General features: G+C 72.6%; 14 protein-coding genes. 5 read left to right on the top strand and 9 right to left on the bottom strand.

Going from position 1 to position 13573, the window contains the following annotated elements:
* Positions 1–443: SDR family NAD(P)-dependent oxidoreductase (locus B4M60_RS09285; RefSeq protein ID WP_291082648.1), on the top strand; the 443-nt coding region annotated here is incomplete at its 5' end.
* 50 nt (positions 444–493) lie between these two features.
* On the opposite strand, the gene B4M60_RS09280 is transcribed toward B4M60_RS09285, so the two are convergent.
* The 8 genes from B4M60_RS09280 to B4M60_RS09245 all read right to left on the bottom strand — a co-directional run bounded on the left by B4M60_RS09280 (position 494) and on the right by B4M60_RS09245 (position 8482).
* Entirely contained in the window at positions 494–1696 is a 1203-nt protein-coding gene (locus B4M60_RS09280) for a 12-oxophytodienoate reductase (RefSeq protein WP_291082646.1), read from the bottom strand.
* Between the two features lie 81 nt (positions 1697–1777).
* Positions 1778–3295, bottom strand: a complete 1518-nt coding sequence (locus B4M60_RS09275; protein WP_291082643.1) for an FAD-dependent oxidoreductase — start codon at positions 3293–3295, stop codon at positions 1778–1780.
* Positions 3295–4290, bottom strand: coding sequence for an AurF N-oxygenase family protein (locus tag B4M60_RS09270; protein WP_414646775.1), 996 nt, complete (start codon positions 4288–4290; stop codon positions 3295–3297). The genes B4M60_RS09275 and B4M60_RS09270 overlap by 1 nt, the downstream gene beginning before the upstream one ends.
* 129 nt (positions 4291–4419) lie before the next feature.
* Positions 4420–5085, bottom strand: a complete 666-nt coding sequence (locus B4M60_RS09265; protein ID WP_291082640.1) for a TetR/AcrR family transcriptional regulator — start codon at positions 5083–5085, stop codon at positions 4420–4422.
* Positions 5086–5122: 37 nt separating this feature from the next.
* A complete protein-coding gene (locus B4M60_RS09260; protein ID WP_291082637.1) occupies positions 5123–7336 on the bottom strand; it encodes a bifunctional lysylphosphatidylglycerol flippase/synthetase MprF in 2214 nt (737 codons plus the stop codon).
* Between the two features lie 107 nt (positions 7337–7443).
* Positions 7444–7971, bottom strand: coding sequence for a bifunctional adenosylcobinamide kinase/adenosylcobinamide-phosphate guanylyltransferase (locus B4M60_RS09255; protein ID WP_291082633.1), 528 nt, complete (start codon positions 7969–7971; stop codon positions 7444–7446).
* Entirely contained in the window at positions 7971–8270 is a 300-nt protein-coding gene (locus B4M60_RS09250) for a hypothetical protein (protein ID WP_291082629.1), read from the bottom strand. The genes B4M60_RS09255 and B4M60_RS09250 overlap by 1 nt, the downstream gene beginning before the upstream one ends.
* Positions 8267–8482: a hypothetical protein gene (locus B4M60_RS09245; protein ID WP_291082626.1), complete on the bottom strand. Its 216-nt coding sequence runs from the start codon at positions 8480–8482 to the stop codon at positions 8267–8269. Before B4M60_RS09245 ends, B4M60_RS09250 begins: the two co-directional genes overlap by 4 nt.
* Before the next feature lie 137 nt (positions 8483–8619).
* Between B4M60_RS09245 and B4M60_RS09240 the strand changes: the two genes are divergently transcribed.
* From B4M60_RS09240 to B4M60_RS09230, 3 genes are all read left to right on the top strand, one after another.
* Positions 8620–9438 (top strand): mycofactocin-coupled SDR family oxidoreductase, encoded by an 819-nt coding sequence (locus B4M60_RS09240; protein ID WP_291082651.1) that lies wholly within the window; start codon positions 8620–8622, stop codon positions 9436–9438.
* 15 nt (positions 9439–9453) lie between these two features.
* A complete protein-coding gene (locus B4M60_RS09235; RefSeq protein ID WP_291082623.1) occupies positions 9454–10899 on the top strand; it encodes a protein adenylyltransferase SelO in 1446 nt (481 codons plus the stop codon).
* A 227-nt stretch (positions 10900–11126) separates the two neighbouring features.
* Positions 11127–11864: a hypothetical protein gene (locus B4M60_RS09230; protein WP_291082620.1), complete on the top strand. Its 738-nt coding sequence runs from the start codon at positions 11127–11129 to the stop codon at positions 11862–11864.
* Here the strand turns inward: B4M60_RS09230 and B4M60_RS09225 are convergent.
* Positions 11829–12785 (bottom strand): DMT family transporter, encoded by a 957-nt coding sequence (locus B4M60_RS09225; protein WP_291082617.1) that lies wholly within the window; start codon positions 12783–12785, stop codon positions 11829–11831. The genes B4M60_RS09230 and B4M60_RS09225 overlap by 36 nt on opposite strands.
* Positions 12786–12853: 68 nt before the next feature.
* Between B4M60_RS09225 and B4M60_RS09220 the strand changes: the two genes are divergently transcribed.
* Positions 12854–13462 (top strand): TetR/AcrR family transcriptional regulator, encoded by a 609-nt coding sequence (locus tag B4M60_RS09220; protein ID WP_291082614.1) that lies wholly within the window; start codon positions 12854–12856, stop codon positions 13460–13462.
* The last annotated feature ends 111 nt before the right edge of the window (positions 13463–13573 follow it).

The raw sequence follows: 13573 nt of genomic DNA, 5'->3' as shown, positions 1-13573 counted from the left end.
CCGTGATGGCCGCCTTCTGGGCCATGCAGGCCGCCCTGCCGGAGTTGGAGAAGCGCGGCACCGGGCGCGTGATCAACCTCTGCTCGCTCAACGGCGTCAACGCCCACATGTACTCGGTGCAGTACAACGCGGCCAAGGAGGCGCTCCGTACGCTCACCCGCACCGCGGCACGCGAGTGGGCGCCGCGGCAGGTGTGCTGCAACGTGATCTGCCCGGGCGCGCAGAGCGAGGCGTACAGGCGCGTCGCCGAGGCCAACCCGGAGATGGCGGCGGCGATGGCCGAGGCCAACCCGATGGGCCGCGTGGGTGACCCGCTCGACGACATCGGGCCGGTCGCCGCCTTTCTCGCCGGGGACGCCAGCCGCTACCTCACGGGAAACACGCTGTATGTCGACGGCGGCTCGCACATCAACGGCGTGCAGTGGGCGCCGTCGGTCGACTAGGGGACGGCGTCGGCCGACACCCGTGACGGCGTGGGCCGACGTTCGGGCCGTCAGTCCTCGGCCTGGCGCAGCGGCATCTCGTGGACCTCGCGCACGAACTCCGGCAGCGGACCGGCCTCGCGCAGGACCCGGGCGATCGCCGGCTCGGCCAGGTGGAGGCGGCCCAGGGAGATGAGGTCGAACTCGCCGCGCTCCATGGCCGCCACCACGGCGTCGATGTTGTCCGCGGAGTGGGTCGGCTTGCCGGACTTCTGCTCGCGCAGGGAGGTGCCGATGCCCACCCCGCCCACCGCGCCGGAGGGCAGACCGGTCAGTCGGCGGGCCCATCCGGCCAGGGTCACCGTGCCGTCGTCCCCCTCGAGGTCGGGGAAGGCGGGATCGTCGAAGCGGCGGGTGGAGGCGTCGAACAGGTCGACCCCGGCATCGGCGAGGGCGCCCAGGTAGACGCCCAGCTCCCCGGGCGTGGTGGCCTTGCGGACGGTGTAGTCCTGCTGAGTGTGTTGGGAGAAGCGGTAGAACAGCGGGGTGTCCGGCCCGATCGCCTCGCGCACCGCGGCCACCACCGCGGCGGGGTAGCGGCTGCGCGCGGCCAGGTCCCCGCCCCAGGAGTCGGTGCGCCGGTTGGTGTCGGCCCAGACAAAGGAGTCGAGGAGGTAGCCGTGACCCCCGTGGAGGGTCACGCCGTCGAACCCGGCCCGGACGGCCAGCGCGGCGGACCGGGCGAAGGCGGCGATGGTCTCGGCGATGTCCGCCTCGGTCATCGGCGCCACCTCGGGCGACCAGCGGGCGATGCTGCGCTCGGAGTAGGTGGTGACCCCCGGGGTGCCCCACCGCCCGGACGGGCGCATCGGGTGCATCTGCATCAGACGATCCCGGTCGGGGCGGTCGAATCGCGCGTTGGCGCCCCACAGCGGACCCACGTGCCAGAGCTGCGCGAGGATCCGGCCGCCCGCGGCGTGGACCGCGTCCGTCACCACCCGCCACGCGGCAACTGACTCCGGGCCGTCGAGGCGGGGGATCATGGAATGGTCCACCGAGGTCGGGTGATCCACGCCGATGCCCTCGGTGACGATGAGCGCGGTCCCGCCGGCGGCGCGGTCGGCGTAGTAGTCCCGATTGACATCGTCCGGCAGCCCGCCCGGGCAACCCATCCGGGTCATCGGCGACATGACCAGGCGGTTGGCCAGGTGCATGCCCCGGACCTCGAGGGGTCGGAACAGGGCCTCGCGGGTGGGGGCGATCGGTGCCGTCATGGTGGTGTGACCTCTTCTTCCCCGGTGGCGGCGATCCGGGTGTCCGCGTCGCGGCCCGCCATCAGTTGACGAGTGTCAATGTTATCCGAGCAGGTCGGGTCGGGGCCACCCCGCCCGCGCCCGACCCGGGAGCCGCCCCGCGTCGGCGTCGGCGAGCAGCGCGTCCACGGTCTCCCGCGCGCAGGTCTTGTTGGAGCCGATGAACCCGCGCGGGCCGCGCTTGATCCACCCGACCACGTACGCGCCCGGGACCTCGTCCCCGCCGGGACGGTCGAGGACCCGGCCGGCCCGGTGGGGGATGGTCGCCGTGACCGGGTCGAACGGCACGCCGGGCACGGGCACGCCGCGGTAGCCCACCGACCGCACCACCAGTCCCGCGGACAGGACCTCCTCCGACCCCGGGATGACGGCCGCCCGCCCCCCGCCCTCCCCGGCCGTCGGCTCCGTCCGGGCGACCCGCAGTCCCTCCACCCGCTCGTCGCCGAGGATCTCCACCGGCGCGGTCTGGAACCGCAGGACTATCCGGGGGCTCCCCGCCCGCGGCGGGCGGGCGGCCACCTCCGCGAGGCGGTCCAGCAGGAGGCGGCCCTGACGGTCGGTGCCGGCGTCGGGGTCGATCGCGCCGGGGGTCTGGACCCGCAGGTCGATGTCCCGGCGCGACGCCAGGCCGACCAGTTCCGGGAGGGTGAACGCGGCGTGCGCGGGCCCGCGACGACCCAGCACGACGACCTCCCGGACGCGACTGCCCCGCAGCGCCGCGAGGGCGGTGGGCGAGATGTCGGTCCGGGCGAGCGAGTCCGCGGGGGTGACGAGGATCCTCGCGACGTCCAGGGCGACGTTGCCATTGCCCACGATCACGGCACGGTGGTGGTGGAGCGGCACCCGGGTGTCCACATGGTCCGGGTGCGCGTTGTACCAGGACGCGACCTCCGTCGCGGACATGCTGCCCGGGAGATCGGAGCCCGGGACGTCGAGGGGGCGATCGGTGCCGGCGCCGGTCGCGTAGATCACGGCGTGATGCCGCGCGGCCAGCTGATCGGCGGTCAGGTCCCGGCCGATCTCCACCCCGAGCCGGTACTCGAACCCCGGTTGGGCCTCGATGAGGGCGAACAGGTCCGTGACCGAACGCGTCCGCGGGTGGTCGGGCGCGACACCGTGCCGGGCCAGACCGTGGGGGACGGCCAGGCGGTCGAAGACGGTCACCTCGACGCCCGGCTGCCTGAGCAGCTCGTCGGCGGCGTAGAGGGCGGCGGGTCCGGCTCCGACGATCGCCACCCGCAGCGGCCCGCGCCCGGGCTCCAGCCGGCGGAGCCCGGGGACCGGTGCCTGCGGCGGGTAGGTCCGATCGGGATCGCTCAGCGCCGCGTTGAGGTCGAGGAAGACGCGCTGGTCGGGGGCGAGGCTGTCGCCGGGCACGATCGCCCCGACCGGGCACGCGCCCACGCAGGCCCCGCAGTCCACGCAGACGTCCGGGTCGATGTAGAGCATGTGGGCGGAGCCGAAGTCCGGTTCGTCCGGGGTCGGGTGGATGCAGTTGACCGGGCAGGCGTGGACGCACGAGGCGTCCGCGCAGCACGACTGGGTGACGACGTGGGGCATCAGGTGCGGGGAGAGTAGGTGACGGGCGGCTCGCTCCGGTAGCGCGAGGCGCGCCCGTCGATCTTCAGGGCCCGCCAGACGCGCCGGGCCAGGGGGTTCATCAGCCCGGACTGCTCGGCGAGCATGCGCACGTCGGAGAAGAGGTCGGACAGGAACGCCCGGGACTCCGGGCTGTTCCAGTACAGCTCGGACACGACCTCGCGGGGGATGTCGAACTCCTCGCGGAACTCCCTCGTCGGCTTGAGGACGGCGTCGCCCAGGACCCGCATGATCACGGGGAACGCGAGCGAGGCGACGATCCGGTCCACCCGGCCCAACCGCGGGGCGTGGCGGGCCACGAAGGTGTGCGCGAAGGAGATGTGCCGGGCCTCCTCCGCCACGTGGATCTCCATGATGCGGCTCAACACGGGCGGGAGATCCGCCGCGCTGCGGAGCACCTGCTTCTGCGAATGGTCGATGGGCTCTTCGCCGGCGAGGACCCCGATGAAAAAGCCCACCGGCGCGAGGGAGGCGAACAGGGGGATGACCGGGGAGGCCCGACGGATCCATCGCGGGAGCCCGGGCACGTCGGCCCCGATGACGTTGACGCCCTGCTGGAACATCTGGGTGTGATGGCACTCCTCGGTGGCCTCGTGCGTGAGGTAGCGGAACTCGGCCGAGCCGTTGTCCAGGGTCGAGACGTACTGCATGATCCCGCGGATGAGGATGTTCTCGAACTGCAGCCCGATCTTCATGATGTTGGCCTGGCGCCACAGGCCGATCTCGATCTGCGTGGCCACCGGCAGTTGCCGGTACCAGGGATGGCTGCCCAGCGGGTCGACCCCGGCGGGCAGCACCCACCGTTCGTCGCGGGGGTCCACCCGGAAGTCGGGATGGTCCCAGGGCACGTCGACGAACGCGTCGAAGTGGCGGCGCACGGACGCCTCGGAGAGCCGGAGCAGCGCGGCGTCGTACTCCTCGCGGGACATCGACGGTGCGGGCGTGTCCACGGTCATGGCGGTCCCTTTCGTTCCGGCCCGGGCGGGCCGGGGTGGCGAGACCCCGGGAGTACAGAGTGACAATCTGGGTCTCTTTGTACCTCAGGCTAGGCAGGGGGGATCCCAGTGTCAACGGCCTGCGGCGACCTACTGGTCCGAGGGACGACCCCGCGGCCCCTGCAGTTGCGGGCCGAGGTGCGTCCGCGCGAACGCCCGCGCCACGTCCGGGTCGTCGAGGTCGATCGTGGTGGACGGGGTGAGGACGAACGAGATCACCAACCGGACGGCGACCTCGGCGGCGACGAGCAACTCCTCGTGGGTCCGCCGGTCGTCCAGGCTCGTGGCCATCTCCGAGGCCAGGAACTCGGCGCTGCTGCGGACCAGTGGTTCGGCCAAGACGGTGAGGTAGGGGACCGACACCTCGGGCTCGCTCTCCAGGAGCCGGTTGAGCAGGCTGTGCCCCCGCAGGGTGTCCACGGTGTAGAGGAACCCCTCGGTGAGCTTGGACTCCACGTCGTCGTACCGGTCTATCTCCTTCTTCAGCCCCGCCAGGATCCGACCGGATTCGCGGAGCAGGACGGCGTTGACCAACTCCTGCTTGTTGGCGAACCGGCGGTAGAGGGACATCCGCGACAGGCCGGAGCGTCGAGTGATATCCCCCATCGTCGACCGGGTCACCCCGAACAGCTCGAACTGCCGCATCGCCGCGTCGATGATCTGCTCCCCCATCGCGTCGGTCGTCGCGGCCGGGACGTGCCGGTCGAGGGCGGCCCGGAGGAACGCCGCAGCCGTGAGGGGGAGATCCGACGTCATGCGGGAAGTATCCCCCACCGGGCCGGGCATCGCCGGGTCAGGCGTCGGCGTCGTCGGTGCCCTTGCCGGCACCCGACCGCGCCAGAGACGCGAGCTGGCGGGTCGTGGCACCGGGCAGGTACGCCCGCCCGATGGCCACGCCGATCCGCGGCAGGTCGGCCTCGTCGCGGAAGCAGAGGTAGACGGGCTCGATGCGGGGGTTGAACTTGCTCTTGAACTGGTGCAGCGACCGGAACCCGTAGTACGGCTCGAGTGCCTGGCCGAGCAGATCGAGGCCGCGGTCGAGGACGGCCACCTCGTCGTCGTCGCCACTTCGCGCCAACGGCGCTCCGGAGAGCGAGACGTAGTCCGCGCCCTCCTCCTTGAACTCCAGCGCGGACCGGGCGATGAGGAACTCGATCATGTTGTTGGCGCCGGGGCCGTTGCGCTTGCGCATCACGTCCAGCGTCCAGCCGCGGACGCCGCCCGCTCCAGCTCCCTCGTCGGCGCCGCCGCGGTAGACGGGCAGCCAGGACAGCGCGGCCTGGACGACCCCCTCGGCGTCCACCGCCAGGGCGATGCGGACGTCGCCGTCCAGCGCCTCCTCCACGGTGCCCAGGGTGAAGCCCATCTCGGGGAGCTCCTTGTCCCCGACCCACTGCTCGGAGATCTCGCGGACCTGGGCCAGGATCCCCGACGGCTGCTCGCGCAGCAGGCCGGACACGTAGGAGGTCCCGCTCTTCTCGGCCTTGTTCATGGCGGTGCGGATCTTCTGCCACTTCTTGCCGCCGAACGCCAGGTCCGGCAGGTCCATGAGGGTGTCCTCCGCGATCTGCAGCGACCGCCAGCCGTGAGCCCGCATCCGGTCGGCGGTCTCGCCGGACACCGAGAACAGGCACGGCACGGCCGCCTGCGCCTCGGCGAACCGGACGAACTCGGTGAGGAGCCGGTCGCGGTCCCCGGGCTCCGCGACGGGGTCCGCCAGGGCGATCATGGTGCCGAAGTGATGGCGATACCCCACGACCCCCGGGGCCCGGCCGTCCGGATCGGCCGGGCTCGCCGGGTCGTCCGCGCCCGGCCCGAAGAAGTAGTTCATCGGCTGCCAGGTGATCATCCACGACATGGTGCTGCCGCCGTGCCGCCGGATCAGGGTGCGGACGCGGTCCACCACGTCCTCGGAGTGCACGCCGGACCCGGTGACGCGGCGCCGGACCCGAACGCCGAACGCGTTCCGGCCGGACACCAGCAGTACGGCCTCGCCGGCCCAGAGCAGGCCGGTCCCGGCGGTGACGGCGCCGAGGCTCTCGAAATCGGCGGACACGACCAGCACCGTGACGACCAGCGTGGAGATCGCGGTGAGGAGGGCGTACGCGAGGGCCAGCATCCACGCCGCCCGGAAGCCGCGGCGCAGCAACTCCGCTGTGACCGCCGCGACGAGGACGGACAGGAGCATGCTGACCAGGCTCACGTCGTCGGCCTCGGTCGGGCCGAGGGGGCCGTCGGCGGGGACGAAGTAGACCACGATGTGGACGGCCGCGATGAACCACATGCCGGCGGAGACGATCAGCCGGGTCTCACGGCGGGTGCGGGGCCGCAGTCCGTGTTCGGTGGTGGAGAAGAAGCGCTCGCCGACGAGCAGGAACACCACAAAGGCGATGAGGTGCGTGAGGTCGGCGAAGCTCCCCAGGAAGAGGAACGAGACGATCACATAGCCGTAGAGCACGGCCCGCGCGCGCAGTCGCCAGGGGGAGACCAGCGTGGCCGTGGTGGCGGCGAGGACCGCGATCACCGCGGTCGAGCACCCCACGTCGAGCACCACCGACAGCTCCGTGGCCCACTCCCAGCCCACGGCGTCGCCGGGGACGACCACCGCGAACGCGCCCAGGACGCCGATGAGCTGGCCGCCGATCGCGACCATCGCCGTGCGGGCCGAGCCGAGCCGCCACTCGGACAGCCCGAAGCCCAGCGCCACCAGGATGAGCAGCGAGACGTGCTGCAGCGGGGTGAGCCCGAACCAGGGCCCGGTGAGCACCGTCCACCAGCGGCCGCCCTCCAGCGCGGGGACGCCGTAGGCCACGCCGTCGAACCACGGGGCCCGGTGGGCCGCGCGCCACAGCGACTCGGACACCACGCCGGTCACGAGCAGCGCGGCCACGACGACCGCGGTGACCGGCAGCCGGCGCGCGGCGAGCGCGACCGTGTGGGCCACGGTGGCCAGTGGCGACGGTTGTCTGGGTTCGTCGGCCTTCTCGGTGATCAGCTCGGTGCTCACGGTGTCCCTTCTCGGCGGCGCGGGTGACACCGATTATCGTCCGGGACAGGTGAGTAGGTCGTTATTTCACCCAGCGGGATCTCGCCGGCGCGGCGCGGCGGCGCCGGCTACAGCGTGAGCACCCGCCCGCACACCACCAGGTGGACCTCGTCGCAGCACTGGGCGACGGTCTGGTTGAGCGCGCCCAGCAGGTCCCGGAACAGTCCGCCCGACCGATGGGCGGGAACCACGCCCGAGCCCACCTCGTTGGTCACCAGGACCACGTTGTCCCGGCCGGACAGGGCCGCGCAGAGGGCGTCGGTGTGCTCGTCGACCACCGCGCGGGCGTGGTCCGACGGCGCGTCCCACAGCCCCAGGCCGTCGACCAGCGTGGTGAGCCACGTGCCCAGGCAGTCGATGAGCACGGGCCCGGGCGCCTCGGCGAGCGCGGTGGCGAGATCGGCCGACTCCACGGTCCGCCACACCTCCGGCCGGTGCGCGCGGTGGTGCTCGACCCGGGCGGCCCAGTCCGGGTCGTCGAGACGGTCGATCGGCAGGCCGGGGGCGACGAACGTCACCGCCCCGGCCTCCTCGAGGAGCCGCACCGCGTGCCGGGACTTGCCGGACCGCGCCCCGCCGGTGACCAGGATCCGCATCAGGCCCCGCGCCGCGCCCGGCCGCCGGCCATCGCCGGCCCCGAGAACAGGGCCAAGCCCAGGACGAACCCGAAGTCGTACCAGTTCCCGTCGTTGACCACCTCGTAGATGGTCACGGAGTCGGTGAACAGGGAGATGACAAAGGTGACGGGGAGGATGATGCCGTGCCACAGGCCCAGCCAGAACCCGGCGCCGCCGGCGGAGACGTCGGCGTTGGGTCCGGCCGCGCACGCCCCCAGGACCAGGACCACAACGAGGAGGACCCCTCCGGCCGCCCCCGCCCGCCTCCCGGTGGTCACGGCCGCCGGCCTCTGAGGAAGTAGAGGGCGGGGCCGACGAAGTTGATCGCGATGATCGCGGCCCACTTGCCCTTGCTGCCGTTCACCTTCTCGGCCGGCCTGGTGGCCAGGTCCGCCCACGCGGTGGCCGCCAGCGACACCTGGACGGACGCCAGGGTCAGGATGACGGTCTGCTGGCGGGGGGTCAGTTCTTTCCACTTCTTGTTGGCCACGGCGCACCTTCCTCGTCGGATGAGACCATCTTCCCCCCGCGGGGAGGGCGGGACAAGCGCCGGTGCCCGCGGATCGACCGCGCCCGGCCACGCCCGGGACTATGGTGTGGATCACACCGCGAGAATGGGAGATCGTCATGGCGGGCAGGCTCGAGGGCAAGGTCGCATTCATCACCGGGGTCGCCCGGGGTCAGGGCCGCGCCCACGCGGTCCGGCTGGCCTCGGAGGGTGCCGACATCATCGGCCTCGACCTGGCCGGACCGCTCCCCGACGCGGTGCCGTACGACCCGGCCACGCCGGAGGACCTGGACGAGACCCGACGGCTGGTGGAGGAGCTGGGCCGCCGGGCGCTGCTCTCGATCGGCGACGTGCGGGACCTGCCGGGCATGACGGCGATCGTCGACGCCGGGGTGGCCGAGCTTGGCCGTCTCGACGTGGTGGTGGCCAACGCCGGGATCTGCATCCCGCAGGTCTGGGACACGATCACCCCCGCGGACTTCGGCGCGACCCTCGACATCAACACCACCGGCGTGTGGAACACGGTGATGGCCACCGCGCACCACGTGATCGCCGCCGGCGGCGGGTCGATCGTCCTCATCAGCTCCTACGCGGGCAAGAAGATGCAGCCGTTCATGGTGCACTACACCACCTCCAAGCACGCTCTGGTCGGCATGACGCGGGCGTTCGCCGCGGAGCTCGGGCCGAGGAGCGTGCGGGTCAACAGCATCCACCCGGGCGGGGTCGCGACCCCCATGGGTGGCGGGGACATGGTGAGCCAGCTCGAGAAGGTGGGCGAGTCCAACCCCCCGCTCAACCTCATGGGCACGACCTTCCTCGAGCAGACCTGGGCCGAGCCGGAGGAGATCTCCAACGTCGTGGCGTTCCTGGCCTCGGACGAGTCGAAGTTCATCACCGCCGAGCACATCAGCGTCGACGGAGGCTCCCAGTACTTCTGACGTACCGTCGGGAGGATGACAGCCCAGCACCGGCCCGGCCTCGTCCTCGGTTCCCGCTTCGCCGGTGACTTCCCCGAGCTCGGCGTGCCGTGGAGGGCCGCGGAGGCGAGCGTCCCTCGCCTCCTCGTGCTCAACGAGCCGCTGGCGGCGGAGCTGGGCCTGGACGCCGACTACCTGCGTGGTGACGAGGGCGTGCGCCTGCTGGCCGGGACCCACGTCCCCGAGGGCGCCACCCCGGTCGCCCAGGCGTACGCGGGCCACCAGTTCGGCGGGTACTCGCCGCGGCTGGGCGACGGGCGGGCGCTGTTGATGGGCGAGCTCCCCGACGGGCGCGACCTGCACCTCAAGGGGTCGGGGCGCACCCCGTTCGCTCGCGGCGGGGACGGGCTCGCGGCAGTCGGGCCGATGCTGCGCGAGTACCTGGTCAGCGAGGCCATGCACGCCCTGGGGGTGCCGACCACCCGCTCGCTGGCGGTGGTGGCGACCGGGGACACGGTCCAGCGCGAGAGGCCCCTGCCCGGCGCCGTGCTGGCCCGCGTGGCCGGCAGTCACCTGCGGGTGGGCACCTTCCAGTACGCACGGGCGAACCACGACGACGAGGTGCTGCGCCGGCTGGCCGACCACGCCATCGCCCGGCACCACCCGGAGGCCGCCCGCGCGGAGAACCCCTACCTGGCGTTGTTCGATTCCGTCCTCGGCGCCCAGGCCGAGCTCGTGGCGCGGTGGATGCTCCTCGGGTTCATCCACGGCGTCATGAACACGGACAACACGACCATCTCCGGCGAGACCATCGACTACGGGCCGTGCGCGTTCATGGAGGGGTTCGACCCCGCCACGGTGTTCAGCTCGATCGACACCCAGGGCAGGTACGCCTACGCCAACCAGCCGCCGATCATGCAGTGGAACCTCGCGCGGTTCGCCGAGACCCTGGTCCCGCTCGTCGACCCCGACAGGGACGAGGCGGTCCGGCTCCTCACCGAGGTCCTGGGCACCTTCCCCGACCGCTACCAGCGGGCGTGGACGGCCGGGATGCGCGCCAAGCTGGGCCTGCCGGCCGGGGCCCCGGCCGGGGAGGCGGACGAGCTGATCGACGAACTCTCGCGCCTGCTCGGCGCGACCCGCCCCGACTTCACCGGGTTCTTCCGCGCACTCGGCGCCGCGGCGGAGGGCGACCCGACCGCCGTGCGCGGCCTGGTCGGGCACCTGGCGGATCCGTGGCTGGCGAGGTGGCGGGCCCTCGACCCCGACCCGGGATCGATGGCCCGTGTCAACCCGCTCTACATCCCGCGCAACCATCTCGTGGAGGAGGCCCTGGACGCGGCCACGGCCGGGGATACGGGTCCGTTCGAGGAGCTCCTCGTCGTCGTCGCCGATCCCTTCACCGAGCGCCCCGGACTGGGGCGCTACGCCGCCCCGGCCCCGCCCGACGCCGCCCCCCACGTCACCTTCTGCGGGACCTGACGCGGGACCGCCCCGGGTGCGCCGTCAACATGAGGAAGATGCTGAGAATCGTGACCCGAACGGGTCGGAGCACTTCCCCGGGTGGGGCGTTCGTAGGACACTGATGCTGTCGCGTCATATTTTTAGGGGCGCTACGAACTGGGGGAAATGTGCGCATACTCATCGCCGACAGTGACGGGGGATACGGGCCGCCGTCCGCCATACTCGGTCGTTTCCTGGAGTGACTGGTGGAACGCACCGGCGCCACGCGCGCGGTGCGGGTCCAGTGGCCCGCGCCCGGGGTGATCACCCCGCGCCGCTCGCACACGTGGGAGACGGCGGCCGCCGCCGGGGTGGCGGACCTCAACCGGTTGGTCCGGCTGCACCCGTCGGATCTCCTGGTGCTCGTCGGCGTGTGCAGCGGGAGCCGGGTGATCTACGACTGGCTCGAGGCGAACCCCGAGCAGCTCGACCGCGTCGCGGTGGTGGGGATGGTGGGGGATCCGTTCCGGCCGCGCGACAAGTGGCTCCCGGGGACCCAGGATCCGGGCGGCCAGGGCGTCGCGGGCAGGCGCCTCGGGCCGATCCCCGACCGCACCTACTGGGTGGCGGTGCCGGGCGATCCGCTCAGCGCGATCCAGGCGGACAGCCTGCTGCGCAGCGCCGTGCGGGGGTCGGACCTCGCGCCGGACCAGGTGTACGACGACATCCTCGACGACCTGCCCGGGTCGCGCGCGAAGATGGCGGCCCGGCTCGACGTGCTGCACCATCCCGGCGACTGGGCCACCAACCTGCGGCGGCGGGTGGACGAGGCGCGGGAGGCGCTCGAACGGTATCGGAGCCTCGACTACGCCACTCGGTACGAGTCCAACGAGAACGGCCCGTCGCCCTACGAGCGGTTGGTGACCCTGTTGGCGGCGGAGGCCTCCCGTGGAGGCGTGGCTGGGAGCTCAGCGGCGCCGCCCCACGGCCGCCTCGCCTCCTGACACGGGCGACGCCGCCCGGTCGGTCCCGGACCGGTCGTTCCGCCCGCTCTGCTCGGGCCGGCTCGGCTCCGTGTGATCGTTCCGTCCCGCGCTCACGGTGAGCAGAACGGCGACGATCCCCAACACCATCGCGATCAGCTGCGGCGCACCGATCCGGTCGCCCAGCATCGCCCACGCCCAGATCGCAGCCACCGGCGGCGTGAGGTAGAGCAGCATGCTCGTGTGGGTGGCCCCGAGGTGGCGCAGCGCGAGGAGGTACGCCCCGTAGCCCCCGAGGCCGGCCGGGATGACGAGCCACGCGAGCGAGGCGGCCAGTCGGGGGGTCGGCTCGACCGTCATTCCCGAGGTGAGCAGCGCGGCGGTGACAAAGACGATCGCGGCGACGCCCACCTGGATCGTCAGGGCGGTCACCACGTCGACCCGCGGTGTCCAGCGACGCTCCAGCAGCGCCGAACAGGTCAGGCCGAGCAGGCTGATCACCGGCAGGGCGAGCGCGGGGCCGAGATCGCTCACGCCGCCCACGCAGATCGCCACGGCTCCGAGCCCCAACCCGACCCCTGTCCACTGCCGCGGTGTCAGCCGGTCGCCCCAGAAGGCGGCCCCGGCGGCCGCCACGAGCAGGGGCTGGGCCGAGCACACCAGGGCCGTCGTCCCCGCGTCGACCCCGGACGCCGCCGCGGCGAACAGGCCGCCCAGGAACACCACGTGCGCGGTCAGGCCCAGGACGCACTGCCGGCCGAGGTCCCGGCGGCCGAATCGGGCGCGGATGAGCGGGGTGACGGCGAGCAGCAGTCCGGCGGTGATGACGTACCGCCACGCCAACAACGCCGCGGGTTCGGCTGCCGCGGTCCCCCACGCGGCACCGACGAATCCGCAACTCCACAGCAGGACGAATCCCACGGCCACCGATGTCCTGGTCATGGGAGGGAGCAAAGCATACCGACCGGTATACTGTCAGTGCACCTGCCGGCACCCGAGGGGAGACGCCCGTGGCCCTTGAACCGTGGCCGATCGTCGCCACGACCGACGTGGGGGAGCGCATCCTCGCGGCCGCCGACGACCTCTTCTACTCACGGGGGATCACGGCTGTGGGCGTGGAGCTCATCGCCGAGGAGGCGCGGACCACCAAGCGCACCCTCTACCAGCGCTTCGGATCCAAGGACGGATTGGTCGAGGCCTACCTGCGCCGGCGCGGGCATCGCTGGCAGCGGTACCTCGTCGACCACCTCGACGCGACCGACTGGACCGTCACCGAGTTCTTCCGGCGGGCCGAGCAGTGGGCGGAGTCGCACGATCGCGGCTGCGCCTTCGTCAACGCGTGGGCTGAGGTGGGGGGCGCCGGGGAGACGGGCGCCGCGGAGGCCGTCCGGGATGAGAAGCGGTGGATGCGCGAGCTCTTCCTGACGTTCGCCGGCGGGGACAGGGCCACCGCGACGGCGATCCACCAGCTCTACGAGGGTGCGCAGGTCGCGGCGACGGTGCTCGGGGAGACCGACGCGTTCCGGATCGCGGACGAGGCGGCCGGTGTGGTCATGGGGCGCGCTGCGCGGCGGGCTCGGGCGCACGACCGGCCGCCGGGCGCCGCCGGACCAGGTTGACCACGGCCGCCACCAGCACCACGGCGGAGGCGATCGCGGCGACCCCCGCCGGAGCGGCGGACTCGAAGCGGCCCTTGCGGCGGCCCGGAAATCCACCTATCGGAGTGCGAT

The sequence above is a fragment of the Dietzia sp. UBA5065 genome, assembly GCA_002415925.1.
Classification (GTDB): Bacteria; Actinomycetota; Actinomycetes; order Mycobacteriales; family Mycobacteriaceae; genus Dietzia.
This window is presented reverse-complemented; position numbering and strand designations above follow the sequence as displayed.

Excerpts from the sequence above, each read along its gene's own strand:
- B4M60_RS09280 (WP_291082646.1), bottom strand. The coding sequence starts at position 1,696 with ATGACGGCACCGATCGCCCCCACCCGCGAGGCCCTGTTCCGACCCCTC.
- B4M60_RS09275 (WP_291082643.1), bottom strand. The coding sequence starts at position 3,295 with ATGCCCCACGTCGTCACCCAGTCGTGCTGCGCGGACGCCTCGTGCGTC.
- B4M60_RS09270 (WP_414646775.1), bottom strand. The coding sequence starts at position 4,290 with ATGACCGTGGACACGCCCGCACCGTCGATGTCCCGCGAGGAGTACGAC.
- B4M60_RS09265 (WP_291082640.1), bottom strand. The coding sequence starts at position 5,085 with ATGACGTCGGATCTCCCCCTCACGGCTGCGGCGTTCCTCCGGGCCGCC.
- B4M60_RS09255 (WP_291082633.1), bottom strand. The coding sequence starts at position 7,971 with ATGCGGATCCTGGTCACCGGCGGGGCGCGGTCCGGCAAGTCCCGGCAC.
- B4M60_RS09240 (WP_291082651.1), top strand. The coding sequence starts at position 8,620 with ATGGCGGGCAGGCTCGAGGGCAAGGTCGCATTCATCACCGGGGTCGCC.
- B4M60_RS09235 (WP_291082623.1), top strand. The coding sequence starts at position 9,454 with ATGACAGCCCAGCACCGGCCCGGCCTCGTCCTCGGTTCCCGCTTCGCC.
- B4M60_RS09225 (WP_291082617.1), bottom strand. The coding sequence starts at position 12,785 with ATGACCAGGACATCGGTGGCCGTGGGATTCGTCCTGCTGTGGAGTTGC.